The following is a 26,890-nucleotide window of genomic DNA, read 5'->3' as shown; positions in this document are numbered from 1 at the left end:
ACAGCATATTTTTAAACTACCTTTGTTTAAAAATATTACACATGCAGTTTTCTGAAATCCCTTTAGACCCATCTATTTTAAAAGCAGTTGCAGAACAGCGCTTTCACACACCTACACTGGTTCAACAAAAGGCAATTCCTTTGGTTTTACAAAAGAAAAATGTGATAGTTACTGCCAATACAGGTACAGGAAAAACAGCTGCCTTTGCATTGCCTATTTTACATTTGCTATCAACCCAAAATAGTGATACAAAGGTAAAAAAAATAAAATCGCTAATTCTTACGCCAACTCGTGAATTGGCCATACAAATTCTAGAAAACTGCAACAGTTTTGGCAAATATACAGCTATAAAAGCAACGGCTGTTTTTGGTGGTGTTTCTTTAGAACCACAAAAAGAAGTTTTAGCAAAAGGCGTAGATATTTTAATTGCAACTCCTGGTAGATTGATAGACCTACAAATGCAAGGAAATATTGATTTGAGTGCTGTAGAAATTTTTGTTTTAGACGAAGCAGATTTAATGCTAGACATGGGTTTTATTAAAGACATTAAAAAAATTGAAAGTTTATGCCCCAAAAAGAAACAAACGCTTCTTTTTTCTGCAACCATGCCCAATAAAATTGTAGAATTATCGGATATTATTCTAAAAAATCCAATAAAAATAGAGATCCACCCAGAACAAGCTACTGTTAAAAATATCGGGCAATTACTATATTATTTACCCAAAAAGAATAAAACAGACTTGTGTTTACATTTACTTAGAAACACCATTAATGGACGCATTATCATTTTTAGACGTACCAAGTTTGGTGTAGATAAATTAGAACAAACCTTGCTTAAAAATGGTTACAATGCTATTAGTATTCATGGTGATAAAACACAGGCCATTAGAAGCAAAGCTATTGAAGATTTTAAAAGCAAAAAAGCGCATATTTTAATCGCTACAGATGTGGCTGCACGTGGTATAGATGTTAGCAATGTAGATGCTATTATTAATTTTGATATCCCTAATGTTGCTGAAACCTATGTACACAGAATTGGTAGAACTGGTAGAGCAGGAAAATCGGGTATTGCGTTTTCTTTTTGTTCTCCAGATGAAAATTCTTACATCAAAAACATAGAGGCTTTATTAGAAAAAACGATTAAAGTAATTACAGATCATCCTTATCCAGTAGCAAAACCAAAACACAACAAAAAACAACCCAATACTATTTCTAAACATAAAAAAGGTAGAAAATCTACAGCTTCTAAAAAGAAGAAAAAACGCTGGTATTAAGCTACTTAATTTATTTTGTTTCTAAATTTAAAAACCTGTAACTTCGTTAACACCGAATGTAAGTCACTTGTGCTGAACTTGTTTCAGTATTAAAACGACGTCATATTCGTCTTAAGTTGTGAGCATAATTATGAAAATCAAAGACCCAAAACAATTTTTCAAACAAACTCTTCTGCTGTGTAAGTCTTTGGAATTACATTTTTAAAAGAAATTAACAGAGATATTATATTATACCTATGCTTGTATCTTTAAACCATCGTAAGCTAAAAATACATTTTTGGGTAGTTTTTTAGAAACCTCTTTATGAAAACCTAACTTATGACTAATGTGCGTAAAATAAGTTTTTTTAGGCTGCAGATCTTCAATAAAACCTAAAGCTTCCTCTAAATTAAAATGTGTGGGGTGTTTATTAATTCTTAACGCATTTACTATCAAGATATCTAAATCTTTTAACTTTGATTTTTCTTCTGCCGTAATACTTTTCACATCTGTTAAATAAGCAGTGTCGTTAATTCTATAGCCCAAAATGGGTAAGTTACCATGCAATACTTGTATGGGCGTAATTTTTAAATCATCTATAAAAAAGGAATCATTTTTTACAATATTTGGAGTTACACTTGGAGCTCCTGGATATCTATTTTCTACAGAAAAAATGTACTGAAACCGTTGTTCTAAACTCGCCAAAGTTCTCTGACATAAGTAGATTGGCATTTCACCAATTTTGTAACAATAGGGGCGTAAATCATCTAAACCAGCTGTGTGATCTGCATGTTCATGGGTAAATAAGACCCCATTTACCAACTGTATATTTTCTCTTAACATTTGTTGCCTAAAATCAGGACCACAATCTATAACGTAATTTTTATCTCCGTAAGAAATTAAAACAGAAGAACGCAAACGTTTGTCTTTGGTATCTGTAGATAAACACACAGGATCATTACTTGCAATCATAGGAATGCCTTGCGAAGTTCCTGTACCTAAAAAAGTGAGTTTTAACAGTTTTTTATCAGTTTTCATACAAACAAAAATAAGATAAAAATTGACTGATTGCACACTTATTCCTTACATTTGTTAGGATTATTAAAAAGACATTTATGGCTATTTCTTTAAAGGGAGATCAAAAAATAAGTAGTGTACCAACTACTAAAAGCAAAGCACTTAGAATAAACTTAAACTCAGATATTTACGGAACTTTTTCTGAAATTGGTGCAGGACAAGAAACTGCACGTAATTTTTTTAGATCTGGTGCCGCTTCTGGTACAATTGCAAAAGCGATGAGTGCTTACGATAAAGATTTTTCTGACGCTATTTACGGTGTTGAAGACGACAAACGTTATGTTACGCAACCTCGTTTAAAAAAAATGCTAGGGCACGAAATTGATTTAATTGAAGACAGACTTAGTAGACAAAAACACCCTGATAAATTATTTTTTAGTTACGCAAATACAGTAACTACTATAGATTTTGCAAAAAAATTTAAAGGACATGGTTGGGTTGGTATTCGCTTTCAACTAGATCCATTAGAAGGTTACAACGAAATTATTTTACACCTTCGTTTTAAAGAAACTGATGCGCGTTTGCAACAGGAAACCTTAGGCGTTTTAGGGGTGAATTTAATTTATGGGGCTTTTTACTTAAATGATAACCCTAAAGAATTGGTAAAATCTTTTTATCATAATTTAAGTAACGATCAGTTAGAAATTGATATGATTAATTTTTCTGGTCCACGTTTTATGTATGTCGATAATCGTTTAATGAGTTTACAACTGCTTAAAAACGGAATGACAAATGCTGTTATGTTTGGTCCTGATGGAAACAATCTATTACCCGCACAAGTTTTATACAAAAAAAACATATTGGCTTTAAGAGGTAGCTTTAGACCTGTTACAAAAGTTAATATGGATATGTTTGAAAAATCTAAAAAACTCTTTTTAGACGAAAACAAAGTTGATGAAAGTAAAACACAAATTATTTTTGAAATTACCTTAAGTAACTTAACAGCAGAAGGTAAGATTAACGAAAGAGACTTTTTAGATAGAGCAGAATTACTTTGTTCTTTGGGGCAAAACGTGATGATTACTAGCTTTCAACAATACTTTAAATTAGTAGAATACTTTAGTGAGTTTACCAAAGAAAGAATGGGACTTGCAATGGGGGTGAATAACCTAATTCAGATTTTTGATGAAAAATATTACCGAAACTTAAGTGGTGGTATTTTAGAGGCTTTTGGTAAATTATTTTATAGAGATTTAAAAGTATATATGTACCCTTATCATGATCAAAAATCTGGAGAGTATATTAATAGCGAAAACCTTAAAGTACACCCACGAATGAAAGAATTGTACAAGTTCTTTAAAAATAATGGGCGTTTAATTAATATTGATAACATTGATAAAGACATTTTAGATATTTTTTCTAGAACTGTTTTAAAAATGATTATTAATAGCGAAAAAGGTTGGGAAGAAATGTTACCAGAAGGGATACCCGAAATAATAAAACAAAAAAGATTATTTGGCTACTCTAGAACTAAAGTAAAAAAATAGTTATCAAACTTAAACCTTTCTAAAAACATTTTGTCTAAACTAAAAAAAGAGTAGTTGACAGATGAAACTGTTTTAATTGAGCAACTAAAAAGTGTTGTTACCAAAGAAAAAGCGTACAGAGTATTAATAAAACTCTATAAAGAACGCTTGTATTGGCATATACGTAAAATTGTAATTTCTCATGAAGATGCAGATGATGTTTTACAAAATACATTTATTAAAGTATATAGAAATTTAGACAAGTTTAATCAAAAAAGTAAATTATTTTCTTGGATGTATAGAATTGCTACAAATGAGTCTATTACTTTTTTAAATAAACGTGCCAAAGAAAGAAATATAGACATTTCTGAAATGCAAGAACAATTGGCATCTACATTAGAAAGCGATGTATATTTTTCTGGTGATGAGATTCAGCTAATTTTACAAAAAGCTATAGCAACATTACCACAAAAACAACAATTAGTTTTTAATATGAAATATTTTGAAGAACTGAAATATAATGAAATTTCAGAAATATTAGAAACTAGTGTTGGAGCGCTAAAAGCCTCTTATTTTCACGCAGTTAAAAAAATAGAAAATTACATAAAAAACAAAACCAATTAAACTTTTATTATAAGAAAAGGTCTAAATAATACCATGAAAAATAATTATAAAAATAGCGAAGAGTTTTTAAAATCTGTAGTAAATAAAACTACAGGATTTACTGCACCTAAAGATTATTTTAACGATGTAGATGATAACCTTACATTATTTTTAAAAGAAGACAAGCTACCTAAAAAAACTAGTTTTAAAGCACCTGATAATTATTTAGATAACATTGATGATATTATTTTAAAACAAACCGTTGATAAAAAAGAAACCAAAGTAATTTTATTTAAAAAAAGGTTTTTAAATGCAATACCTTATGCAGCTGCAGCATGCGTTCTTTTGTTTTTTAGCATCAACTTTTTTAACTTTTCTAATGCAGATAAATTAAGTTTTGACAATTTAGTAAACACAGATATAGAAAATTGGGTTTTAGAAAACAATGTAGAACTTTTTAATGAAGATTTTGTAAATACATTAAATACAAATATTTTAGACGAAAACGAATTTGTTTTTACATATTTAAAAAATGATGAAATAGAAGAATACATTATAAACACAGACAATACCTCTATAATAAACGAATTATATTAAAATGAAAAAATATTTATTAATTATAGCAATGTTTCTATCGGTTTTTTACTCTTTTGGGCAAGATCGAAAAAAAAGTAGACAAAAAATTAAAGCACTTAAAATTGCTTTTTTAACTCAAGAATTACAACTTACCTCTTTAGAAGCAGAAAAGTTTTGGCCACTTTACAATATACATCAAGAAAAATTAGAGTTATATAGAGATAAAGGAAGGTCTGAAATCAATAGAAGAATAAAACAAGTTGGTAGTTTTAATAATTTAAATGAAGAAGAAGCAAAAGACTTTTTAAGTTTAAAATTAGATTTAGAACGAAAAACAGTTTTAGAAAAAGAACGTTTTTTAAAAGATGCCTCTAAATTTTTAAGTTATAAAAAATTAATGATGCTTCAGGTTTCTGAAAGAGAGTTTACTCGAAAACTAATGCGTAAATATGGTAGAGGAAGAAGACCTAAAGAATAAAAAAATTATTATATGATTATATCAACTAAAAAAGAGGCTTCTAAAAAGCCTCTTTTTTTATTAATGTCATACAAACATTTAATTCTGGTTTGTTTGCTGTAAATTGCTTTACCCAAATGGTTAGTTCTTCAATTTCATAAGGTAACAACCTTTTTAGTGATTTTTCTAATTCTTTACAGAACAAATCTGAGTTAAAGCTTACTTTTTTTAATACAGTCTTAGTGTATTCAAACATTGCTCTAGCCATAGTAATTATTGATTTAAATTATAACGTAAATGGTGTTCTATTTAGTATAATATTTAATCAAATTTAATAAAAAAACCATCAATTAAAAATTGATGGTCGTTAAAAAATATTTAAAAAGTGTTAATTTATATCTTGTTCACTTTTTCTAACAGAGCATTTGCTTTTTTTTCTAACGCTGCACTAACTGCTTTATAATGAGCTTTTTTATTTTCTACCCCTTTTTGGTTAATTTTTGTAATTAACTCATCAAACGTAGTAATAGTTTCATCTACAATTGCTTCTACTTTTTTATTATCTCCTTTTAGGTCTACTTTTTCGGTTGCATAACCAATAATATCACCTAAGGTATAATTAATATCTTTTTTTAAATTTTTTATACTTGCCATAATCTCGATTGTTTTAAAGCTACAAATTTAGGATATTTATTTAAATAAGCGTTAAAAGTTCTTTGATATTTCTTAAAGTAACATAGTCTGCATTTTGTTGCTCATTTGCACTTACCTGCTCATGCACCCAAGTTGTATGAAAAGGAATATGAATGGCAGAAGCCCCTATTTTTAATAAAGGCAAAACATCTGACTTTAAAGAGTTACCAACCATTAACAACTCTTTGGGCGCTATTTCTAAGTGCTTAATAATTTTTTTATAATCTTTTGTTTTTTTATCACTCATTACCTCTATATGATGAAAATATTTTAAAAGATTCGATTTTTCTAACTTTCTTTCTTGGTCTAATAAATCTCCTTTTGTAGCAACAATTAATTTGTATTTTCCTTGTAATTTTTTAAGTACCTCTTCTACTCCATCTAATAATTCTATGGGTTTTTCTAGCATTTCTTTACCAATATCAACTATTTTTTCTAGTGTCGTTTGCTTTATTTTGTAGTTAGAAAGCTCTAAAGCGCACTCTATCATAGAAAGTACAAACCCCTTTATACCATAACCATAAATTGGTAAGTTTTTAATTTCTTTTTTAAATAATTCTTGATCTATTTTATTTTTGGTTTCATATTTAGACAACAATTTGGCAAACTCTTCTTCTGCCTCTCTAAAATACGTTTCGTTTACCCATAAAGTATCATCTGCATCAAAAGCTATTACTTTAATATGCTTATTCATAAATCAAAGGTTTAAATATTGTTTGGCTTTCTCTAAATCTTCAGGAGTATCTATACCTACAGCTTCAACAGTAGTTTCTACCATTTTAATTTTTTTACCAATTTCTTGGTATCTAATTGCTTCTATTTTTTCCGCAGCTTCTAAAGGGGTAATTGGTCTGTTATAAAAATCTAACAACGCTTGTTTTCTAAACGCATAAACACCTTTGTGTTTGTAATATTTTACATTGATAGTTGCATCTCTATGATAAGGTATTACGCTTCTAGAAAAATAGATTGCTAAGTTATTAACATCTGTAATGACCTTTACATTATTAGGATTTTCTATGTCTTTTTTATTGGTAATTTGAACTTTTAGAGAAGCTAGGTCTATTTCTTTTTTAGTATCGGCTTTAAAAACTTCTATCAATTTAGATAAAGATGTTTTGTCTATAAAAGGCTCATCTCCTTGCACATTTATTACTATATCTGTATTAATATCTGTTACAGCTTCTGCAATTCTATCAGAACCACATTCGTGCTCTTTTTTACTAACAATTACATTACCACCCGCATTTGTAATGTTTTCTTTAATAATTTCTGAATCTGTAACGACATAAACCTCATCAAAAAGTTCTGTATTTAAAGCAGCTTCATAGGTTCTTAAAATCACAGATTTACCTCCTAAGTCTTTCATTAATTTACCTGGAAAACGGGTTGCACTGTAACGTGCAGGAATCATTGCAATAATTTTCATATACAGCTTGTTATAAGCAGCAAAGATAATATTTAAATGAATAGCGCTAAAAATAGGCTTGTTTATTTTCTAATTTTGATTTGATTAGAAAAACAAATAATCAACTTTTATAATTATGTATTTTAAAAAACGAAGAAAAAAAATTATCAAATAAAAAAAGACTCACAATTGTGAGCCTTTTTTTTACACTTACTTTAAACCATTTAAACTATTGATAATAGTTTCTATTTTCGCCAAAGTATCAGCTTCTTTTTTACGTTCTAAAGCAATTACTTTTTCTGGTGCGTTAGAAACAAAACGCTCGTTAGATAATTTCTTTTGAACACCTACTAAAAAACCTTGTGCTCTTTTTAATTCTGCAGATAGTTTTTCAATCTCTGCTTCTACATCTATATTTTCTATAGAAATTGGCACAAAATATTCGTTAGATTTTACTCTAAAAGAAGCACCTTCTACTTTTTCTGAAATGTAATTTATTGTACTTGTATTTGTTAATTTCTGAACTACAATATCAAATTGTTTGGTTAGCTTATCATTATCTATTACAAACAATTCTACAGCATCTTTAAAAGAAATATTTTTTTCTTTTCTAATGGTTCTAATTCCAGAAACCACATCTGTTGCAACTTCAAAACTTGAAATTATTTGTGCATCAAACTCTTTTTGTATTGGATATTTTGCAACAATTAAAGCTTCTTCTGGAGTTCTATCAGTTATATATTGCCAAATTTCTTCTGTTAAGAATGGCATAAATGGATGCAATACTTTTAAATTATTTTCTAAAACCTCTATAATTGCATGATAGGTTTTTGCATCTATAGGTTGCTGATATGCTGGTTTTACTATCTCTAATAACCAAGACGAAAAATCGTCCATAATTAATTTATAAATAGTCATTAAAGCATCAGACAACCTGTATTTAGAAAAATGATCTTCTATTTCTGTCAAAGCCTTATTAAACTTGGCATCGTACCAAGCCAAACCAATTTTTGCGGTTTCTGGTTGTGCTAAATTTTCATCTATCTCCCAACCTTTTATCAACCTAAAAGCATTCCAAATTTTATTAGCAAATCCTTTTCCTTGCTGACATAAATCTTGGTCAAATAAAATATCATTTCCTGCAGGAGCACTTAATAAAAGCCCAACTCTTACACCATCTGCACCAAACTCTTTTATTAAATTTAAAGCGTCTGGAGAATTTCCTAAAGATTTAGACATCTTACGACGTTGTTTGTCGCGAACCAGACCTGTTAAATAAACGTTTTTAAAAGGTTTTTCATCTTTATATTCATATCCAGCAATAATCATTCTAGCTACCCAGAAAAATAAAATATCGGGTCCTGTAACTAAATCGTTTGTTGGGTAATAGTATTTAATTTCTTCGTTTTCTGGGTTTCTAATTCCATCAAAAACACTCATTGGCCAAAGCCAAGAAGAAAACCAAGTATCTAAAGCATCTTCATCTTGCTTTAAATCTTTGGTTGTTAATTTATCGTTTTTAGTTTTTTCTTGAGCTAAAACTAATGCTTGTTCAATGTTTTCTGCAACTACAAAATCCTCTTTACCATCACCAAAATAATAGGCTGGTATTTGTTGTCCCCACCAAAGTTGACGAGAAATATTCCAATCTCGAATATTTTCCATCCAGTGTCTATAGGTGTTTTCGAACTTTTTAGGCACTAAGTTAATGTTATTGTCATCACCTAAAACAGCGTCTATAGCGGGTTTTGCTAAATCTGTCATTTTTAAAAACCACTGGTCAGATAATCTAGGTTCTATTACTGCTTTGGTTCTTTCTGAAGTACCAACTTTATTGGTATGTATTTCTGTTTTAGTCAAAATACCTTTTGCTTCAAGCTCTTTAGCGATTTCTTTTCTTACAACAAATCTATCTTTACCCGCATAATGCAATCCAAAAGAATTTAAAGAAGCATCATCATTAAAAATATCGATTACTTCTAAATGGTGTTTGTCTCCTAAGTTTTTATCATTTTCATCATGAGCTGGCGTAACTTTTAAACAACCTGTACCAAATTCTAAGTCAACATACTCATCTTCAATGATAGGTATAATTCTTCCACAAAGTGGTACAATTGCTTTTTTACCTTTTAAATGTGTAAAACGCTCATCATTAGGGTTGATACAAATTGCTGTATCTCCAAAAATGGTTTCTGGCCTTGTAGTTGCAATGGTTAAAGTATCTGTTGAACCTTCAATTTTATATTCTAAATAATATAAATTTCCTTGTCTTTCTTCATGAATTACTTCTTCGTCAGATAAAGTGGTTTTTGCTTCTGGATCCCAATTTACCATTCTATAACCTCTGTAAATTAATCCTTTATTGTACAAATCAACAAAAACTTTAATTACAGATTCAGACATTTCTGGATCCATGGTAAAAGCTGTTCTTTCCCAATCACAAGAAGCCCCTAGCTTTTTTAATTGCTCTAATATTTTACCTCCATATTCGTTTTTCCAATCAAAAGCATGTTGTAAAAATTCTTCACGAGTTAAGTCGTTTTTAGAAATACCTTGTTCTTTTAATTTGGCCACTACTTTTGCTTCTGTTGCAATAGATGCATGATCTGTACCAGGAACCCAACATGCATTTTTACCTAATAAACGTGCACGTCTAATTAATACATCTTGTATTGTATTGTTTAACATATGTCCCATATGCAAGACACCTGTTACATTTGGAGGTGGAATTACAATGGTATAAGGTTCTCTTTCATCTGGTGTTGAATGAAAATAATTGTTTTTCATCCAGTAATCATACCATTTATCTTCTACTTTACTTGCATCATATTTAGATGGAATTGTCATACTTTGGTATTCTTTTTGATATTTAATGGACAAAAATACAATTATCTAATTTTGTAGAGAAAATTAGAGCTTGATTTTTTAGAACAAAAAATTAATATTAATTTTACAACATAAATTAAAAAAACATGAAAGCATTTGGAATTTTTTTAGTGGCATTATTTATTACTGTTTCGATACATTCTCAAGAATTTAAATTTGAAAAGGAAACTATTGATTATGGAAAAATAGCAAAAGGTTCTAATGGAGAGAAAACATTTGTTTTTACAAATATTGGTAATGAACCTTTAGTAATAACAAAAATACAATCTTCTTGTGGTTGTACAGTCCCTAAAAAACCAGAAAAACCAATTATGCCTGGTGAAAAAGGTGAAATTAAAGTATCTTACAACACCAAAATTTTAGGTGGTTTTTATAAAAAAATAACCATATTTTCTAATGCTAAAATTACAAGAAAAGCAGTAACAATTAAAGGGAATGTTACAGAGAGTGTTCCTTTAGAAAAAGAAAAGAGCCTACTGTCTAAAGAAAATTAAATTCTTTTTCTTAAACGAAATTTATATGTTTTTACAAGTTTGTTTCTTTCTATTGTAATACTTATTTTTTTATTGTTTTTTTCTTGAAACTTGTAAAATATTTCACTCAAAGTGAAAGAATAAGCTGGTTTTCTATTAATTTTTAAAATAATATCGCCTGCTTTTAAACCAGCTTTACCTGCAGGAGAATTAAGGATAACTGTTTTAATTTTATAAGAAGATTTAAATTTATAAAAGAAATTAGTTACAAAAGAAATAGTATTATTTTTGTTTATATCTCGATTGCCAGAATCTAAAATTTTATTTGTTGTTTTTTCTCTTACCAATTGCTTACCGTTGTAAACGACATCTAAACCAGACATATTATAGTTAAAACCGTCTTTAAAAGAAACGTTTTTCTTTAACATAATTTTGCGGTTTCTATAATCTAACCAAACCTTAAATCTTTTTAAAACGCTACCTCCAATACTACCATTTCTTTGCTTAAAAGTTCTTGCATTTCTGGTAGATGCAGAATCTAAAAAAGATACAGTGGGTTCTTCTATTTTAAACTTTCCAATTTTTAATTTAGGTATTCTACTTCTTTTACCATAAATAGTGCCGCTTAAACCTTCCCCCAAAATATCATTAAAAAATAATTTTGGAGTTTTTATATTTTTTTTAGAGTTTTCAAATAACCAAATAGCATCACTACCACCAGAATCTACTAACATTTTAACTTTGGTTAATTTATAACCTACAGTATCTAATTGAATATTCACATCTATGTAAGGCTTTTTTAAATGAAATTGAATGGGCAAAATTTCGCATCTTCTACATTTTTTAATCTGATATTTTTTTGGATTGTAAAAGTGTATTCTTTTTGTTCTATAGTTAATTTTTACCACAAAATTTCGTAACAAATTATAGCCAATAATACCATGTATTGTAGTACCCATTTTACTAGATAAATCAAAAAAATCTTTCAGTATAACGTAAACAGATTCATTGTAGCCTATTAGATTTTTAATTTTTAAATTGTTATTTTTTGAGAGTATTGCCTCAACAGCATCTCCACCACCTAAACCTCTTAATAAAATTTTTTCTGTATTTAATAGACCTATACTATCATTTTCAGATAAATTAAAAATAATTGTTTTATTTACACCAGTGTCTAGAATAAAAGAGAGTTCTTTGCCATTAATTTCTAAAGGAACAATAATTAGGTTATTTACTAGTTTAAATTTAACAGATTCTTTTAGATCAGACTTGTTTAATAAACGAAAACCATCTTGAGCGTTTACATTAAAGCCTAAAAGGAGAATACCAAAAAAAAATAGCAGATACTTTTTAAACAAATTGAATAGCATATTTGGTTCTACTCAAATTTACGATTTAACTTTTGCATTTATCTAAATTTTATAAAACTTTAACCTTTAAAGATTGTTACATTTCCTAAAAAAAGTGGAATTATTTTTGCAAATTTGCAGAAACCAAAATATTATACTTTTATGCCATCAATATCTAAAAAAGGTACTCAAATGCCAGAATCTCCAATAAGAAAACTGGTACCTTATGCAGAAGATGCTAAAAAAAGAGGAGTTCATGTTTTTCATTTGAACATTGGGCAACCTGATATAAAAACGCCACAAATTGCCTTAGATGCAGTTAAAAACAACAAAATTGAAACACTCTCTTATGCACGTTCCGAAGGTTCTGAAGAATATAGAACCAAATTGGCAAAGTATTATGTTAAAAACAACATAAATGTAACTGCAGACAATATTATCACAACCACAGGTGGCTCAGAGGCACTGCTATTTACTATGGGTAGTATTACAGATCCTGGAGACGAAATTATCATACCAGAACCATTTTATGCAAACTACAATGGTTTTTCTACAGCTTCTGGAGTAAAAGTAGTGCCTGTTATTTCTAAAATTGAAAATAATTTTGCACTCCCAAAAATTGAAGATTTCGAGAAATTAATTACACCAAAAACTAAAGCTATTTTAATTTGTAACCCAGGTAATCCTACAGGTTATTTATATTCTGAAGAAGAAATACAAAAATTAAAAAAAATGGTTTTAAAACACGATTTATTTTTAATTGCTGATGAAGTATATAGAGAATTTACCTACGATGGCTTAAAACATACTTCTGTGCTTTCTATAGAAGGCTTAGAAGAAAACGCAATAGTGATAGATTCTGTGTCTAAAAGGTACAGTATGTGTGGTGCACGAATTGGGTGTGTTGTTTCTAAAAATAAAACATTTATAAAAACAGCAATAAAATTTGCGCAGGCACGTTTAAGTCCACCAACATATGCATTAATAGCTAGTGAAGCTGCTTTGGACACACCACAAAGTTATTTTGATAATGTAACTAAAGAATATGTAGACAGAAGAAACACTTTAATTAAGGCTTTAGAAAACATTGATGGCATTAAAGTAGCCAAACCTAAAGGTGCTTTTTATTGTGTTGCAGAACTACCTGTTAAAGATACAGACCATTTTGCACAATGGATTTTAGAAAGTTTTAACGACAATAACCAAACAGTTATGGTGGCTCCTGCAAGTGGATTTTACTCAACTAAAGGAGAAGGTAAAAATCAAATAAGAATGGCGTATGTTTTAAATAAAGAAAACTTAATTCGTTCTGTAGATATTTTAGCAAAAGCCTTAAAACAATACAGCTCATAAAAATATTTACTCAAGTACAATTGAGAACTTAAAACCCTTATGACTGCCTTTAAACAGACAAACCAATAATTAATTGAATACACAACAAAACATCTCTCTTAAAAATTACAACACGTTTGGTATTTCTGTAAATGCCAAACGTTTTGTTTCTATAAATTCTTATTACGATTTACAACAGCTTTTAAAAGTTGAAAAAGACTTATTTTTAATATCTGGAGGAAGTAATATGTTACTTACAAAAGATATCGAAAAGTTAGTAGTTCATATAGATATAAAAGGGATTTCTATTGATAGAGAAGATGATAATTTTGTTTATATAACTGTAAATGCTGGAGAAAACTGGCACGATTTTGTACTTTTTTGCATTGCCGAAAATTATGGTGGAATTGAAAATCTATCTTTAATTCCTGGAAATGTAGGTACTTGTCCTATCCAAAATATTGGTGCTTATGGTGTTGAAGTAAAAGACACCATTACCAAAGTAGAAGCTATTGAAATTGAAACAAGTAAAAGACTTACTTTTTCTAATGAAGACTGCCAATTTGGATACAGAAATTCGATTTTTAAAAATGATTTAAAAGGCAAAGTTATCTTAACTGCGGTTAGTTTTAAGTTGACGAAGAAAAACCATCAATTAAATACTTCATATGGAGCTATTGAAACTGAATTAGCCTCTAAAAACATTTCTAAGCCATCTTTAAAAAATATTTCCGATGCTGTTATTGCTATCAGAAAATCGAAACTACCAGATCCAAAAGAAATTGGTAATAGTGGTAGTTTTTTTAAAAACCCTGTAATTTCTAAAACACAATTTTTAGAACTTCAAAAAGAACACCCAAGTGTGCCAAGTTATGCAGTTTCTGAAACGGAAATAAAAGTACCTGCTGGTTGGTTAGTAGAACAAAGTGGCTTTAAAGGCAAACGTTTTGGTGATGCAGGCGTTCACAAAAAACAAGCTTTAGTATTGGTTAATTACGGAACCGCTTCTGGCTCAGAAATTTATCAGCTTGCTAAAAAAATACAACAGACAGTTTTAGAAAAGTTTAAAATTTCTTTAGAAATTGAAGTGAATGTAATTGTATAAAATCTTAGAAACTTTACTTGTAATAAATCACATTTTTTTCATCATCCACCTAAGAATATGTATCTTTGTATTAGAATTAAATTTTATGAAACTATTACTTATTACATTAGGTTTATTAGCAATTGGTGTTGCTGGAATTGCCATAAAAATTTGGGCAAAAAAAGACGGTAAATTTGCAGGAACTTGTGCAAGCCAAAACCCAATGTTAAATAAAGATGGAGAAGCTTGTGGTTTTTGTGGTAAAACACCAGATCAATTTGAAAATTGTTCAGAACCACAACATAACTAATATCTACTTCTCTTTATGTTTTTACCTGTAATTTTTAGATATTTATAGTTTTTGTGGCAACACAAATTACCAACTCTCTTTTTTACAAGATTTTTAGTGTAATAAGATATATTAAAGAAATAGAAAAGACTGATTCTTTTTATAACCTATTGAAATAATTCGTGCTGTTTACTGCTTATTTTACATAAAAGTATTTTTAGTTATGAGTCTTCTTACTAAAAAATAAAAAAAATCAAATTGTCTTTTTTTTTCCAATTTCAAAAATTGGTTTACTATTCTTTCATTTTAGTATATTTACCCCTAATTTTATTTCAAAACCCAATCATTGGAAATAAGCAAAAAAAACATCGAAACAAATATTAATAAAGCAAAAGAAGGCAATCAAGCAGCATTTCGTTTTTTGTTAAATACTTTTTGGGTAGATGTTTATAATTATCAATTAAAACGGACCAAAAGCGAAAACGAATCTGAAGATATTACCATACAAACCTTTTCTAAAGCCTTTGATAAAATTGATACTTTTGATGATAAATACGTATTTAAAACATGGTTAATTGCCATTTCTAAAAATGTTCATATCGATTTATTACGAAAAAAAAATAGTTCTATTTTTATAGAAACTACTAAAGAACAAGAGGAAAAAGTGTATTTGGTAATCGATGAAAACCCAACTCCTGAAGATAAAATTATTAGAGATCAGAATTTAGCAAAATTGTTAAAAGACATTAAGCAATTAAAACCTAAATACCAAGAAGTAATTCAGTTACGCTATTTTCAAGAGTTAAGTTATAAAGAAATTTCTAAACAAATTAACGAACCCATGAGCAACGTAAAAGTAAAATTATTACGTGCTAAAAAGTTGTTAGCAGAAGTTATCAAAAGAAATTAGTAGTAAAATTAAAAAAACAAAAGAGTCAGAATAAATCAATTATTAAATTGTGGCAAAAAAATCATTTTTACAATCTTTAGGTCCTGGGTTATTATTTGCAGGCGCTGCCATTGGTGTTTCGCATTTAGTGCAATCTACCAAAGCTGGTGCCGAATTTGGTTTTGGCTTAATTTGGGCGTTGTTGTTTGTACATTTATTTAAATATCCTTTTTTTCAATTTGGCCCAAGATATGCAGCTGCCACTGGTGAAACTTTGTTAGATGGGTATAAAAAATTAGGTAAAGGCGTATTAATTGCCTATTATATTTTAAACTTTGCCACCATGTTTACCATACAAGCAGCAGTTACTATTGTAACAGCAGGTTTGGCATCTCAATTATTTGGTGCTTTTAGTGTAGAAAATAATTTAGTTTTATGGGCTACCTTATTAATGTTTATCAGTTTAATTATTCTGCTGATTGGTAAATATAGATTGTTAGACAACTTAATGAAATACATTATTATGATACTTACAGTAAGTACTATAATAGCAGTAACAGTAGCACTATTTAGCTCTAAAGAAGCTTTCGATGTTACTCAAATTATACCTTCTGGAGCCACCGAAATAACATTTTTAATTGCTTTTTTAGGTTGGATGCCTGCACCTTTAGACATTTCTATTTGGCACTCTATTTGGTCTGTAGAAAAAGATAAAACCACAATTTTAAGTACCAAAAGAAAAGATGCTGTCTCGGATTTTAATATCGGATATATGAGCACATTATTTCTAGGAATCTGTTTTGTGCTTTTAGGTGCTTTGGTAATGTATAAATCTGGGGTAACTTTTTCTAATAAAGGAGTGGTATTTGCTTCACAATTAATAGAGCTATACACCAAAAATTTAGGCGATTTTTCTTACATTTTTATTGCAATTGCTGCGTTTACAACCATGTTTAGCACAACGATTACAACTTTAGATGCATCACCAAGAGCTATGAATAGAACAACCAAACTCTTATTTAAAAAACAGTTTAAATACGGCTATTGGTTTTGGATTCTCTTTTTATTTCTAGGTACTTTTTTAATATTAAGGTACTTTATGGAAAATATGGGCCTATTGGTAAAAGTAGCTACTATCCTATCTTTTTTAACGGCACCTTTTTATGCTATTTTAAATTACAAACTAATTACAGGCAAACACACTCCTAAAGAGCATCAACCAGGAATTTATTTAAAAATATTAAGTATTGTGGGTATTGTTTTTTTAGTTGGATTTAGTATTTGGTTTTTAACAAGTATTTAAAACTTTCCTTTGTATCTTTGCAAAGATAAAAATGAAAAGACAATGGCTGTAGCATCAGTAATACTTCCAGAAAAACCAAAAAAACCAAAATGGTTACGCGTAAAATTACCTGTTGGTAAAAAATACACAGAACTTAGAGGCTTGGTAGATAAATATAAATTAAACACTATTTGTACAAGTGGTAGTTGCCCGAACATGGGCGAATGCTGGGGAGAAGGAACTGCAACTTTTATGATTCTTGGAAATATTTGTACACGTTCTTGTGGTTTTTGTGGTGTAAAAACTGGAAGGCCAGAGACTGTAGAATGGGATGAACCAGAAAAAGTAGCACGTTCTATAAAAATTATGAGCATTAAACATGCTGTAATTACCTCTGTTGATAGAGACGATTTAAAAGATGGTGGTTCTATTATTTGGGCAGAAACTGTGGATGCAATTCGTAGAGCAAATCCAAACACTACTTTAGAAACTTTAATTCCAGATTTTCAAGGAAACACTAAACAAATAGACCGAATTATAGAAGTGCATCCAGAAGTAGTTTCTCACAATATGGAAACCGTTAGAAGGTTAACCAGAGAAGTTAGAATACAAGCAAAATACGATCGAAGTTTAGAGGTTTTAAAATACCTAAAAGAAAACGGAATGCGAACTAAAACAGGCTTAATGTTAGGTTTAGGCGAAACTGAAGAAGAAGTAATACAAACCATGAAAGATTTGCGTGCTGTAAATTGCGATATTATTACCATTGGTCAGTATTTACAACCTACAAAAATGCATTTGCCTGTAAAAGAATTTATCACTCCAGAACAATTTAAAAAATACGAAACTTTAGGTTTAGAAATGGGCTTTATGTATGTAGAAAGTGGTGCTTTGGTACGTTCTTCTTACAAAGCACACAAACATGCTGTTTAGAAAAAAATCTTTATAAATTATACATAAAAATGATTCCTAATTTGGGAATCATTTTTTTTATAAAAAATCTAAAAATTTCATGTAAAATAATTTTTGGCACGCAGTTTGATATTTATAAAATGAAAGCAACCTAGTAAACTGTTTTCATTGTGTAAATTATTTGAATTAGTTAGTCAAAAAAAACCATCTTTATTAGATGGTTTTTTTATAATGTATTATCAAATTAAATTTAATTACATAGCACTAATGGTATCAAACCTTGTAATAACTTGATAATTACCACTTTCTAAATCTACCAAAACAAGCTAATTTTCTTTAGCTATCAATCTAAAAATAGGTCTAATTTTGCTGTTTTTTTTTTACAAAACCTTAGCTAAAAGAGTTTCAGTATAATATATATAATAAAAAGCGCGACTTTACCCTAAAAGCTTTCAGGACAAAGTAACGCCCAAATTATATTTAACAAACACCAATAATGTATAAATATAATGGCATGCCTAAAGTAATGTTAAAAGGAAAGGTAATTGCCAAAGCCATTGGTATGTATAAACCTGGGTTTGCTTTGGGTGCTGCTAATTTCATGGCTGCTGGTACTGCAATGTAAGAGGCACTTGCTGCTAAAATAGACATTAAGAGTCTGTTGCCAACTTCTTCCATAAAGTAACTACTAATTACAGCTACTAAACAACCATTTATAATTGGAATAATAATTGCAAACAAAAGTGTAAACCAACCTTTTTTTATAAGTGCTTTTAATTTTTGACCACTTGTAATCCCCATATCTAATAAAAAAACAGCTAAAAAACCTTTAAAAATATCGGTTGTAAATGGTTTTATACCTGCTGCTTGTGCGTCGTTTGTAAAATAGCCTACAAACAAACTCCCAATAATTAGTACTACGCTTCCATTGGTTAATGAGTGGTGTATAACACTTTTAAAAGAGGTTTTTTTCTTTTTTTCTTTATTATAAATAGAAATTAAAAGCACACCAATTATAATAGAAGGTGCCTCCATTAATGCCATAACTGCTACCATATGCCCCCCAAATGGAATGTTAGACATTTCTAAGAAAGAAATGGTAGTTACAAAAGTTACTGCACTTACAGAGCCATAGGCTGCTGCAATGGCTCCTGCATTTTCTACACTTAGTTTGAGCCTTAAAATAAAGTAGGTATAAATGGGAACTAAAAATGCAAGAAACACTCCAAAAAGTAAAGACCAAATAATTTCTGATGTAATAATGCTGTGTGCTAATTCTTGCCCACCTTTAAAACCAATGGCAAGTAATAAGTAAAGTGATATAAATTTTGAGGAGTTTTCTGGTATTTTTAAATCGCTTTTTAGGTTGACAGCAATAAGCCCTAAAAAGAAAAACAAAAGTGCAGGGTTTGTTAAGTTATCTACTAAATAATGTAAGTCCATTTTTAAAAATTTGGCGTAAAAAAAGTAGGAAAGCCTTTAAAAGAGATTCTTTCCTACCAAAATTCAACATTTAACAATGAAATTATTCTTCTATAGTAACATGTATTGTACTAGATATCTTTATGTTACAATCGTTTGTTTTTAAAGCTTTTAAAAAGGATTTTAAATCTGCTCTTTCATCGATTAATTCTGCAATTCTAGAGTTATCATACTCGCAAGCATCATTAATATTACCTTCTGTTTTAGAGAGCCTTTGTAATTTGTGAAAGTTTAATTTTACATCAACAACATTATTAATAATGTTTATAGCCTCTCTTTTTGTGAATGTGCCATCAATTAATTTTAATTGTTGATTTGTATTTTTAGATGTTTTTTTTGTTTTTTCTACAGTGAAGGTGTTCATAATTTAATTTTATAATAATGGTAAACTTAGATATTTTACAGAAAAACAAGCAGAATAACTACCTGATAAATAATTAATTGTATTCATAAAAGACGATCAAATTATATGACAGTTTATTGATTTAAAAAATTGCTTCTTTCTTTTATTTTAAATAATCTTTTGTGGCGTGTTTTATTTTTTACAAAGAAATGGTGTTTTTTTTATATATTTTTATTTATATTTATTATATAAAACATAAATATTTTTTATGAAATATACTTTACATCAATTAGAAATATTTAGCAAAATAGCAGAAGTTAAAAGTGTTACTAAGGCATCTGAAAAGCTTTTTTTAACACAACCCGCTGTTTCTATACAACTTAAAAATTTTCAAGATCAGTTTAAATTGCCACTTTTTGAAGTGGTTGGAAGAAAATTATATATCACAGAATTTGGCGAAGAAATAGCAGCTACTGCTGGTAAAATTTTAGAAGAAGTAGCCTCTATAAACTATAAATCTGCTTTATTTGAAGGTAAATTAGCTGGCAAAATAAAAATCTCTATTGTTTCTACAGCTAAATATACTATGCCCTTTTTTTTAACAAATTTTATAAAACAGCATGAACAAGTAGATTTAACGATGGATGTAACCAATAAAATGTCTGTAATTAGAAGCTTAGAAAATAACGAATGTGATTTTGCAATGGTTTCTACCATCCCCAGAAAATTAAACATAGAACGTATAGAATTAATGAAAAACAAACTCTATTTTGTTGCTAATAAAAACTTTACAATTCCTAAAAAAGAGCTTCAAACAAAAGATCTTAACAAATCTCTTTTTATTTTTAGAGAACCTGGTTCTGCAACACGTTTGGCAATGGAACGCTTTTTAGTAAAACACAAAATAGAAGTTCAAAAGAAAATGGAACTTACCTCTAATGAAGCTGTAAAACAAGCTGTTATTGCAGGTCTGGGAATTTCTATTATGCCCATAATTGGTTTAAAAAACGAGTTAAAAAATGGCGATTTACAAATTTTAAATATTAAAAACCTACCTATAGAAACTAATTGGAATTTAATTTGGTTAAAATCTAAAAATTTGTCTTTAGTTGCCAAAGCTTTTAAAAAGCATATAGAAGAAAATAAAGATAAAATTATATTAGAAAATTTTGCTTGGTTTACAGGAGATTTATAGCTTTTTAAGCAAATTTAATAGACTTAGATGGGTTTATTTTTGTAATAATATAAGATGGAATAATCAGCATTAAAACACACAAAACCAAGGTACCAATATTTAATAAAAAAACTGCCCATAAAGAAATCTGTACTGGCATTGTTGTTACATAATATGTTTCTGGATTTAAGGTAATTAACTTAAAGTAATGTTGTATACCAATCATAAACAGTCCAATTAAATTACCCCAAAAAAGTCCTTTTAAAATTAAGTAGGTAGCATTGTATAAAAATACTTTTCTAATACTACCATTGTTACTTCCTAAAGCTTTTAAAATACCTATCATTTGTACACGTTCTAAAATAAGTACTAACAAAGCAGTTATCATATTTATACCAGCAATTAAAATCATAATTCCAATTATAAACCACACATTATTATCAAAAAGTTTAATCCAATCAAATACTGCAGGGTAGGTATCTACAATACTTTTAGCATTTAATGTTAGACTTACTTCTTTGTAAATTTCTTCGGTTTTTTGTTGAATATCATCAAAACTGTCTAATAAAACCTCAAAACCACCCACTTGATTGTCTGTCCATTTATTCAGTTGCTGCACTTCTCTAATATCACCAATCATGATATTTTTATCAAACTGAGCAAAACCAGAATTATAAATACCTGTAATTATATATTTTCTGTTTGAAGGTAATTTACTTTTTGATAATTTTAAAAAAGTGGCGGTAATGGTATCATTCAACTTTAATTGTAAACGATCGATAATGGTTTGAGATAATAACACATCTCTTGTTCTTTTTTGATTAAAATCTGGTAATTTACCTGCAATTAAATACTCTTTAAAAAAGGTCCAATCATAATCAGAAGAAACACCTTTAAAAACAATTCCTTCAAAACTAGTATCTGTTCTTATAAGACCTCCTTTACTAGCAAATACTTGGATGTTTTTAATCCCTTCTATAGTTGGAATTTCTGGATAAAAATCTTGTTCTTTACTTATGGGAGATATGGAAACATCAGAATTGTTATTATCATAATTCACAATTTGAACATGGCCTTTAAAACCTGCCATTTTATCGCGAATTTTACTTTGCAAACCAGAGGCAGTGGCAACAGCAATTAGCATGATAATAATACCCAATGCAATGGCTGTAATCGCAATTTTTATTATTGGAGAGGATATACTATTTTTATACTTTTTACCAGCAATAATGCGTTTTGCAAGAAATAACTCGTAATTCAAATTGATAATGATTTTTAAACCTTTCAAAAGTACATATTTATTCTTATTTCTATTATTGAATTTTCAGTTGATTTCTTGTGGGCAAAAAGTTCAAAATTCTAAGTTTAAAGTACAAGGTTTTGTAAAAGATTCGGTTTTAAAAACAGGAGCAGAACAAACTAGCTTGTATTTAGATGTTTTGAAAGGAAAAAATGTTGCTGTAGTAGCCAATCAAACTTCGGTAATTGGGAAACGTGGGAAATCTAATGTTGAAAGTTGGGAGTATACACATATAGTAGACAGTTTACTTTCTTTGAATATCAAAGTAAAAAAAGTATTTTCTCCAGAACATGGTTTTAGAGGAAAAGCCGATGCTGCAGAACTTGTAAAAGATGGTTTTGATGCAAAAACGGGCTTACCCATTTTATCTCTTCATGGGAAAAGTAAAAAACCTTCTGCTTCACAATTAAAAGGAATAGATGTTGTGGTTTTTGATATTCAAGATGTGGGTGTGCGTTTTTACACCTATATTTCTACTTTACACTATGTGATGGAAGCTTGTGCAGAAAACGGTATTCCTGTACTAATTTTAGACAGACCTAACCCAAATGCACATTATATTGATGGCTCAGTTTTAGAAATAAAACATTCTAGTTTTGTTGGTAAACATGCTGTACCTGTTGTGTATGGAATGACCATTGGCGAATTTGGGCAAATGATAAATGGACAAAAATGGTTAAAAAATAATATTCAGTGTGATTTAAAAGTGATTCCTTTAGAAAATTACACACATAATTCCACTTATAATTTATCTATAAAACCTTCACCCAATTTACCAAATGACAAAAGTATAAACCTCTACCCTAGTTTAGGTTTTTTTGAAGGAACCACCATAAACGCAGGACGTGGAACCGAATTTCAGTTTCAAAGATATGGAGCACCGTTTTTTAAGAAAAATGATTTTAGTTACACACCACTAGCTAATGAAGGTGCCAAATACCCAAAACATAAAAATAATTTGTGTTATGGTGTTGATTTAAGAAATTACAAACATTTATCTAAAATAGATTTGTCTTTTTTAATGAATGCATATAAACAAACTCCTAAAACAGAAAAATTCTTTGGAAGCACATTTACCATTCATGCTGGAAACACAAAACTACAAGAACAAATTGAGCAAGGTTTGTCTGAAAAAGAAATAAGAAAAACTTGGGAAAAAGGTTTGGAGGAGTTTAAAAAAATCAGGAAACAGTATTTGATTTATGAATAAATATATCATTCCTACTATAGTAAGAACAACAAAATTTTAACTCTTATTCAACTCCTGTGGGTTTTCTATATCCTTGAAAAGGTTGTTTTAATAATTCTTTTAATGAAGAGTTTTTAGCTTCATCAGGAAATGTATCTACACCATAGATAATTTTTTCTCTATCTAATTCTAGATAGGTACCAAAAATTCGATCCCAAATAGAAAAAATATTCCCATAATTTGAATCTGTATAAGGTAGCATATTATGATGATGTATTTTATGCATATCTGGAGAAACTATAAAATAGCTTAAAAACTTATCTACTTTAGGAGACATTTTAATATTTGCATGTGTAAACTGCGTAAAAACTAAAGACATAGATTGATAAATAAATACAATAGCAATAGGTGTACCTACTACAAAAACACCTAATAAAGTAAACGCAAAACGAATAATACTTTCTATAGGATGATGTCTGTTAGCAGTAGTTGTATCTACCTTATGATCTGAATGATGTACCAAATGAACCATCCATAATGTTGGTATTTTATGCTCTACATAATGCGCTAAATACGCACCAAAAAAATCTAAAAACAACACACCTAAAACTACATACAACCAAAGTGGCATTTCTGGTAACCAATTAATAATTCCAAAATTAGTTACAGAAACCCAATCAGCAGTTTTTAAAAGCAGAAAAGCCAATGCAAAATTTATAATAACCGTGGTTAACGTAAAAAATAAGTTAGGTATGGCATGTTGCCATTTTTTATAATCGAATTTAAATAAAGGAATAGCGCCTTCTAACAACCAAAAAAAAGTTAAGCCTCCTACTAATATTACACTTCTATGAGAGGAAGGTATGGTTTCAAAATAATTAAAAATAATTTCCAAAATTCGTTTAATTTTTTACTAAAATACTATTTTCTTCTTATCTTTTTATTAGAAGTCATTGGAATTCTTTCTTTTAGAGCTTCTACTATACTAAAAGTTGCAGGACAAACAAAGGTATTTGCAACCGTTAAATCTGTAATTTGGATAAATTTTCTTCTGTCTGTATGCGGATATTCAGCACAAGCTTTAGGTCTTACATCATAAATTAAACAAGAGTTATCTTTTTCATCTAAAAAAGAACAAGGTGCTGTTTTTAAGACCATAAAATCGTCTTTATCTCTTTCTAAATAGGTGTCTACAAAATCTGCTACCTTCATTTTTAAATGTTTAGAAATTCGTTTTATGTCTTTATCAATAAAAATAGGGCTTGTAGTTTTACAACAATTACCACAATCTAAACAATCTGTTTTTTCAAATTCTGCATCATGCAATTCTTGCATTACATAATCTAAATTTTTAGGAGTTCTTTTTTTTAAACTAGCAAAATACTTTTTGTTTTCTTTCTGGGCATCTTGTGCTAATTTGGGTAATTGCTCTAAACGTTTTTCCATATTACAAAAATACAATTTATTAGCTATAAAGCTGTTGATTATTAACTACTAAAAAAGCTTTAATTTTAATAAATTCTACTCTAAAAAAACAAATAAAATTCTTAATTTTGCATTTCAATTTTTCCACGTAAATGAATATTCAAAATACCATAGAAACCAAAGTAAAAGAAGGTTTTTTAGCATTATATAATGTAGAAATTCCTACAGTAGAATTTCAAGCAACTAGAAAAGAATTTGAAGGTGATATCACAGTTGTTATTTTTCCTTTGTTGCGTTACAAAAAAGGAAATCCTGTTGCTATTGGTGAAGATTTAGGAAAATATTTGGTGGAAAACATAACAGAAATCACCAATTATAATGTGGTAAAAGGTTTTTTAAATCTCGTTGTTAACGATAATTTTTACACCAATTTATTTCAAAAAATTTATACAGATACCAATTATGGTTTTGTTTCGCCAAAGGCGGATGACAAAGCTGTTATGGTAGAATATTCATCGCCAAATACCAATAAACCTTTACATTTAGGGCATGTTCGTAATAACTTATTAGGGTATTCTGTTACAGAAATTATTAAAGCTGCAGGAAAAAAAGTATACAAAACACAAATCATTAACGATAGAGGAATACACATTTGCAAATCGATGTTGGCTTGGGAAAAGTTTGGAAATGGAGAAACACCATCCTCTACAGGTTTAAAAGGCGATAAATTGGTTGGTAATTATTATGTAAAATTCGACCAAGAATACAAAAAAGAAATTAGCAGCTTAGTTGCAACTGGTATTTCTGAAGAAGATGCAAAAAAACAAGCACCAATTATTTTAGAAGCACAAGAAATGCTTTTAAAATGGGAAGCTGGAGATAAAGAAGTAGTTGCGCTTTGGAAAAAAATGAATGCTTGGGTATATGATGGTTTTGATACAACCTACAAAAATATGGGCGTTAATTTTGACACCTTATATTACGAAAGCGATACCTATCTATTAGGAAAGGATGTAGTTGCACAAGGTTTAGAAAAAGGTGTTTTTTACAAAAAAGAAGATGGTTCTGTTTGGTGCGATTTGACTGAGGATGGTTTAGACGAAAAAATTGTATTACGTTCTGATGGTACTGCAGTTTACATGACTCAAGATATTGGAACTGCCATACAACGTGTAAAAGATTATGTAGATGTTGGTGGAATGGTGTATACTGTTGGCAATGAGCAAGATTACCATTTTCAAGTGCTCTTTTTAATTTTGAAGAAATTAGGTTTTGATTGGGCAAAAAACTTGTATCATTTAAGTTATGGTATGGTAGATTTACCTTCTGGAAAAATGAAATCTAGAGAAGGAACTGTGGTAGATGCTGATGATTTAATGGTAGAAATGACAGCAACTGCCAAAGAAATTTCTGAAGAATTAGGCAAACTGGATGGTTATTCTGATGAAGAAAAAGACGAATTATACAAAACCATTGGTTTAGGTGCTTTAAAATACTTTATTTTAAAAGTAGACCCAAAAAAGAGGATTTTGTTCGATCCAAAAAGTTCTGTAGATTTTCAAGGAAACACGGGACCTTTTATTCAGTATACGTATGCTAGAATTCAATCTATTATTAGAAAAGCAGATTTTAACTTTTCCAAGACTGTTAGCATAGCATTGCACGAAAAAGAGAAAGAATTATTAAAACAGTTAGAATTATTTCCAGATACAGTGCAACAAGCTGCTGCTAATTATTCACCAGCAGTGATAGCAAATTATACGTATGATTTGGTAAAAGAGTTCAATTCATTTTATCAGAATGTACATATTTTAGGAGAAGAAAATCAAGATAAAAAAGTATTTAGAGTGCAGTTGTCTAAAAAAGTAGCAGACACCATAAAAGCTGCATTCGGTTTATTAGGAATAGATGTTCCTGAAAGAATGTAAAATAGTTTACAGCTACAAAA

At 29.1% G+C, this 26,890-nt stretch carries 27 protein-coding genes; 15 read left to right on the top strand and 12 right to left on the bottom strand.

Features of this window, described 5'->3' with window-relative positions:
- Positions 1-41: 41 nt before the first annotated feature.
- A complete protein-coding gene (locus tag AC2D6T_RS04475) occupies positions 42-1,274 on the top strand; it encodes a DEAD/DEAH box helicase (RefSeq protein ID WP_484680604.1) in 1,233 nt (410 codons plus the stop codon).
- Positions 1,275-1,508: 234 nt separating this feature from the next.
- On the opposite strand, the gene AC2D6T_RS04470 is transcribed toward AC2D6T_RS04475, so the two are convergent.
- On the bottom strand, positions 1,509-2,291 hold the full coding sequence (locus AC2D6T_RS04470; RefSeq protein WP_347186421.1) for an MBL fold metallo-hydrolase: 783 nt from the start codon (positions 2,289-2,291) through the stop codon (positions 1,509-1,511).
- Positions 2,292-2,368: 77 nt separating this feature from the next.
- Here AC2D6T_RS04470 and AC2D6T_RS04465 point away from each other — a divergent pair, with 77 nt between their 5' ends.
- From AC2D6T_RS04465 to AC2D6T_RS04450, 4 genes are read left to right on the top strand one after another with little or no spacing between them, the layout of a single operon-like run.
- Positions 2,369-3,817 carry a TonB-dependent receptor gene (locus AC2D6T_RS04465; RefSeq protein WP_484680603.1) on the top strand — a complete coding sequence of 483 codons (1,449 nt, stop codon included), beginning with the start codon at positions 2,369-2,371 and terminating at the stop codon, positions 3,815-3,817.
- Between the two features lie 54 nt (positions 3,818-3,871).
- Positions 3,872-4,420 carry an RNA polymerase sigma factor gene (locus AC2D6T_RS04460; protein WP_298948169.1) on the top strand — a complete coding sequence of 183 codons (549 nt, stop codon included), beginning with the start codon at positions 3,872-3,874 and terminating at the stop codon, positions 4,418-4,420.
- A 33-nt stretch (positions 4,421-4,453) separates the two neighbouring features.
- Positions 4,454-4,996 (top strand): hypothetical protein, encoded by a 543-nt coding sequence (locus AC2D6T_RS04455; protein ID WP_484680602.1) that lies wholly within the window; start codon positions 4,454-4,456, stop codon positions 4,994-4,996.
- 1 nt (position 4,997) lies between these two features.
- Positions 4,998-5,453 carry a hypothetical protein gene (locus tag AC2D6T_RS04450; protein ID WP_484680601.1) on the top strand — a complete coding sequence of 152 codons (456 nt, stop codon included), beginning with the start codon at positions 4,998-5,000 and terminating at the stop codon, positions 5,451-5,453.
- A 40-nt stretch (positions 5,454-5,493) separates the two neighbouring features.
- Here AC2D6T_RS04450 and AC2D6T_RS04445 read toward each other — a convergent pair whose 3' ends face one another.
- The 5 genes from AC2D6T_RS04445 to AC2D6T_RS04425 all read right to left on the bottom strand — a co-directional run bounded on the left by AC2D6T_RS04445 (position 5,494) and on the right by AC2D6T_RS04425 (position 10,380).
- The gene (locus AC2D6T_RS04445; RefSeq protein WP_298948166.1) at positions 5,494-5,700 is read right to left on the bottom strand and encodes a hypothetical protein; all 207 of its coding nucleotides are present in this window, start codon (positions 5,698-5,700) and stop codon (positions 5,494-5,496) included.
- A 125-nt stretch (positions 5,701-5,825) separates the two neighbouring features.
- Positions 5,826-6,086, bottom strand: coding sequence for a hypothetical protein (locus AC2D6T_RS04440; RefSeq protein WP_298948165.1), 261 nt, complete (start codon positions 6,084-6,086; stop codon positions 5,826-5,828).
- Between the two features lie 40 nt (positions 6,087-6,126).
- Positions 6,127-6,819, bottom strand: a complete 693-nt coding sequence (locus AC2D6T_RS04435) for an HAD family hydrolase (RefSeq protein WP_438988593.1) — start codon at positions 6,817-6,819, stop codon at positions 6,127-6,129.
- 3 nt (positions 6,820-6,822) lie between these two features.
- Positions 6,823-7,554, bottom strand: coding sequence for a 3-deoxy-manno-octulosonate cytidylyltransferase (kdsB, locus tag AC2D6T_RS04430; protein WP_438988594.1), 732 nt, complete (start codon positions 7,552-7,554; stop codon positions 6,823-6,825).
- Between the two features lie 189 nt (positions 7,555-7,743).
- Positions 7,744-10,380, bottom strand: coding sequence for a valine--tRNA ligase (locus tag AC2D6T_RS04425; protein ID WP_484680600.1), 2,637 nt, complete (start codon positions 10,378-10,380; stop codon positions 7,744-7,746).
- Between the two features lie 125 nt (positions 10,381-10,505).
- Between AC2D6T_RS04425 and AC2D6T_RS04420 the strand changes: the two genes are divergently transcribed.
- Positions 10,506-10,913, top strand: coding sequence for a DUF1573 domain-containing protein (locus AC2D6T_RS04420; protein WP_298948161.1), 408 nt, complete (start codon positions 10,506-10,508; stop codon positions 10,911-10,913).
- Here AC2D6T_RS04420 and AC2D6T_RS04415 read toward each other — a convergent pair.
- Positions 10,910-12,262, bottom strand: a complete 1,353-nt coding sequence (locus AC2D6T_RS04415) for a pepsin/retropepsin-like aspartic protease family protein (RefSeq protein WP_484680599.1) — start codon at positions 12,260-12,262, stop codon at positions 10,910-10,912. The two genes, AC2D6T_RS04420 and AC2D6T_RS04415, sit on opposite strands and share 4 nt — an antisense overlap.
- 141 nt (positions 12,263-12,403) lie before the next feature.
- On the opposite strand from AC2D6T_RS04415, the gene AC2D6T_RS04410 reads away from it, so the two are divergent.
- The 6 genes from AC2D6T_RS04410 to lipA all read left to right on the top strand — a co-directional run bounded on the left by AC2D6T_RS04410 (position 12,404) and on the right by lipA (position 18,050).
- Positions 12,404-13,594: a pyridoxal phosphate-dependent aminotransferase gene (locus AC2D6T_RS04410; protein WP_484680598.1), complete on the top strand. Its 1,191-nt coding sequence runs from the start codon at positions 12,404-12,406 to the stop codon at positions 13,592-13,594.
- A gap of 73 nt (positions 13,595-13,667) precedes the next feature.
- On the top strand, positions 13,668-14,678 hold the full coding sequence (gene murB / locus AC2D6T_RS04405; RefSeq protein ID WP_484680597.1) for a UDP-N-acetylmuramate dehydrogenase: 1,011 nt from the start codon (positions 13,668-13,670) through the stop codon (positions 14,676-14,678).
- 85 nt (positions 14,679-14,763) lie between these two features.
- Positions 14,764-14,967: a membrane or secreted protein gene (locus AC2D6T_RS04400; RefSeq protein WP_438988600.1), complete on the top strand. Its 204-nt coding sequence runs from the start codon at positions 14,764-14,766 to the stop codon at positions 14,965-14,967.
- 325 nt (positions 14,968-15,292) lie between these two features.
- Positions 15,293-15,856: an RNA polymerase sigma factor gene (locus AC2D6T_RS04395; RefSeq protein WP_484680596.1), complete on the top strand. Its 564-nt coding sequence runs from the start codon at positions 15,293-15,295 to the stop codon at positions 15,854-15,856.
- Positions 15,857-15,905: 49 nt separating this feature from the next.
- Entirely contained in the window at positions 15,906-17,138 is a 1,233-nt protein-coding gene (locus AC2D6T_RS04390; protein ID WP_484680595.1) for an NRAMP family divalent metal transporter, read from the top strand.
- 42 nt (positions 17,139-17,180) lie between these two features.
- The gene (gene lipA / locus AC2D6T_RS04385; protein WP_298948153.1) at positions 17,181-18,050 is read left to right on the top strand and encodes a lipoyl synthase; all 870 of its coding nucleotides are present in this window, start codon (positions 17,181-17,183) and stop codon (positions 18,048-18,050) included.
- 459 nt (positions 18,051-18,509) lie between these two features.
- Here the strand turns inward: lipA and AC2D6T_RS04380 are convergent, their stop codons facing one another.
- The gene (locus tag AC2D6T_RS04380; protein WP_484680594.1) at positions 18,510-19,472 is read right to left on the bottom strand and encodes a sodium-dependent bicarbonate transport family permease; all 963 of its coding nucleotides are present in this window, start codon (positions 19,470-19,472) and stop codon (positions 18,510-18,512) included.
- A gap of 82 nt (positions 19,473-19,554) precedes the next feature.
- Entirely contained in the window at positions 19,555-19,875 is a 321-nt protein-coding gene (locus tag AC2D6T_RS04375; protein WP_298948151.1) for a hypothetical protein, read from the bottom strand.
- A 247-nt stretch (positions 19,876-20,122) separates the two neighbouring features.
- Between AC2D6T_RS04375 and AC2D6T_RS04370 the strand changes: the two genes are divergently transcribed.
- Positions 20,123-21,049: a LysR family transcriptional regulator gene (locus AC2D6T_RS04370; RefSeq protein ID WP_484680593.1), complete on the top strand. Its 927-nt coding sequence runs from the start codon at positions 20,123-20,125 to the stop codon at positions 21,047-21,049.
- Between the two features lie 4 nt (positions 21,050-21,053).
- Here the strand turns inward: AC2D6T_RS04370 and AC2D6T_RS04365 are convergent, their stop codons facing one another.
- Positions 21,054-22,289: an ABC transporter permease gene (locus tag AC2D6T_RS04365; RefSeq protein WP_484680735.1), complete on the bottom strand. Its 1,236-nt coding sequence runs from the start codon at positions 22,287-22,289 to the stop codon at positions 21,054-21,056.
- Between the two features lie 7 nt (positions 22,290-22,296).
- Between AC2D6T_RS04365 and AC2D6T_RS04360 the strand changes: the two genes are divergently transcribed.
- Positions 22,297-23,538, top strand: coding sequence for an exo-beta-N-acetylmuramidase NamZ family protein (locus tag AC2D6T_RS04360; RefSeq protein WP_484680592.1), 1,242 nt, complete (start codon positions 22,297-22,299; stop codon positions 23,536-23,538).
- A 43-nt stretch (positions 23,539-23,581) separates the two neighbouring features.
- On the opposite strand, the gene AC2D6T_RS04355 is transcribed toward AC2D6T_RS04360, so the two are convergent.
- A complete protein-coding gene (locus tag AC2D6T_RS04355; protein ID WP_484680591.1) occupies positions 23,582-24,412 on the bottom strand; it encodes a sterol desaturase family protein in 831 nt (276 codons plus the stop codon).
- A gap of 26 nt (positions 24,413-24,438) precedes the next feature.
- Positions 24,439-24,963 (bottom strand): YkgJ family cysteine cluster protein, encoded by a 525-nt coding sequence (locus AC2D6T_RS04350; RefSeq protein WP_438988607.1) that lies wholly within the window; start codon positions 24,961-24,963, stop codon positions 24,439-24,441.
- Positions 24,964-25,094: 131 nt separating this feature from the next.
- Between AC2D6T_RS04350 and argS the strand changes: the two genes are divergently transcribed.
- Positions 25,095-26,870: an arginine--tRNA ligase gene (argS, locus tag AC2D6T_RS04345; RefSeq protein ID WP_484680590.1), complete on the top strand. Its 1,776-nt coding sequence runs from the start codon at positions 25,095-25,097 to the stop codon at positions 26,868-26,870.
- The last annotated feature ends 20 nt before the right edge of the window (positions 26,871-26,890 follow it).

This window comes from Polaribacter sp. YIW18 (assembly GCF_057219325.1).
This window is presented reverse-complemented; position numbering and strand designations above follow the sequence as displayed.

Coding starts and splice junctions, on each gene's coding strand:
- argS (WP_484680590.1), top strand. CDS start 25,095: ATGAATATTCAAAATACCATAGAAACCAAAGTAAAAGAAGGTTTTTTA.
- AC2D6T_RS04425 (WP_484680600.1), bottom strand. CDS start 10,380: ATGACAATTCCATCTAAATATGATGCAAGTAAAGTAGAAGATAAATGG.
- AC2D6T_RS04470 (WP_347186421.1), bottom strand. CDS start 2,291: ATGAAAACTGATAAAAAACTGTTAAAACTCACTTTTTTAGGTACAGGA.
- AC2D6T_RS04410 (WP_484680598.1), top strand. CDS start 12,404: ATGCCATCAATATCTAAAAAAGGTACTCAAATGCCAGAATCTCCAATA.
- AC2D6T_RS04400 (WP_438988600.1), top strand. CDS start 14,764: ATGAAACTATTACTTATTACATTAGGTTTATTAGCAATTGGTGTTGCT.
- AC2D6T_RS04445 (WP_298948166.1), bottom strand. CDS start 5,700: ATGGCTAGAGCAATGTTTGAATACACTAAGACTGTATTAAAAAAAGTA.
- AC2D6T_RS04465 (WP_484680603.1), top strand. CDS start 2,369: ATGGCTATTTCTTTAAAGGGAGATCAAAAAATAAGTAGTGTACCAACT.
- AC2D6T_RS04420 (WP_298948161.1), top strand. CDS start 10,506: ATGAAAGCATTTGGAATTTTTTTAGTGGCATTATTTATTACTGTTTCG.
- lipA (WP_298948153.1), top strand. CDS start 17,181: ATGGCTGTAGCATCAGTAATACTTCCAGAAAAACCAAAAAAACCAAAA.
- AC2D6T_RS04455 (WP_484680602.1), top strand. CDS start 4,454: ATGAAAAATAATTATAAAAATAGCGAAGAGTTTTTAAAATCTGTAGTA.
- AC2D6T_RS04360 (WP_484680592.1), top strand. CDS start 22,297: ATGATTTTTAAACCTTTCAAAAGTACATATTTATTCTTATTTCTATTA.
- AC2D6T_RS04375 (WP_298948151.1), bottom strand. CDS start 19,875: ATGAACACCTTCACTGTAGAAAAAACAAAAAAAACATCTAAAAATACA.
- AC2D6T_RS04370 (WP_484680593.1), top strand. CDS start 20,123: ATGAAATATACTTTACATCAATTAGAAATATTTAGCAAAATAGCAGAA.
- AC2D6T_RS04435 (WP_438988593.1), bottom strand. CDS start 6,819: ATGAATAAGCATATTAAAGTAATAGCTTTTGATGCAGATGATACTTTA.
- AC2D6T_RS04440 (WP_298948165.1), bottom strand. CDS start 6,086: ATGGCAAGTATAAAAAATTTAAAAAAAGATATTAATTATACCTTAGGT.
- AC2D6T_RS04350 (WP_438988607.1), bottom strand. CDS start 24,963: ATGGAAAAACGTTTAGAGCAATTACCCAAATTAGCACAAGATGCCCAG.
- AC2D6T_RS04380 (WP_484680594.1), bottom strand. CDS start 19,472: ATGGACTTACATTATTTAGTAGATAACTTAACAAACCCTGCACTTTTG.
- AC2D6T_RS04475 (WP_484680604.1), top strand. CDS start 42: ATGCAGTTTTCTGAAATCCCTTTAGACCCATCTATTTTAAAAGCAGTT.
- AC2D6T_RS04450 (WP_484680601.1), top strand. CDS start 4,998: ATGAAAAAATATTTATTAATTATAGCAATGTTTCTATCGGTTTTTTAC.
- kdsB (WP_438988594.1), bottom strand. CDS start 7,554: ATGAAAATTATTGCAATGATTCCTGCACGTTACAGTGCAACCCGTTTT.
- AC2D6T_RS04415 (WP_484680599.1), bottom strand. CDS start 12,262: ATGCTATTCAATTTGTTTAAAAAGTATCTGCTATTTTTTTTTGGTATT.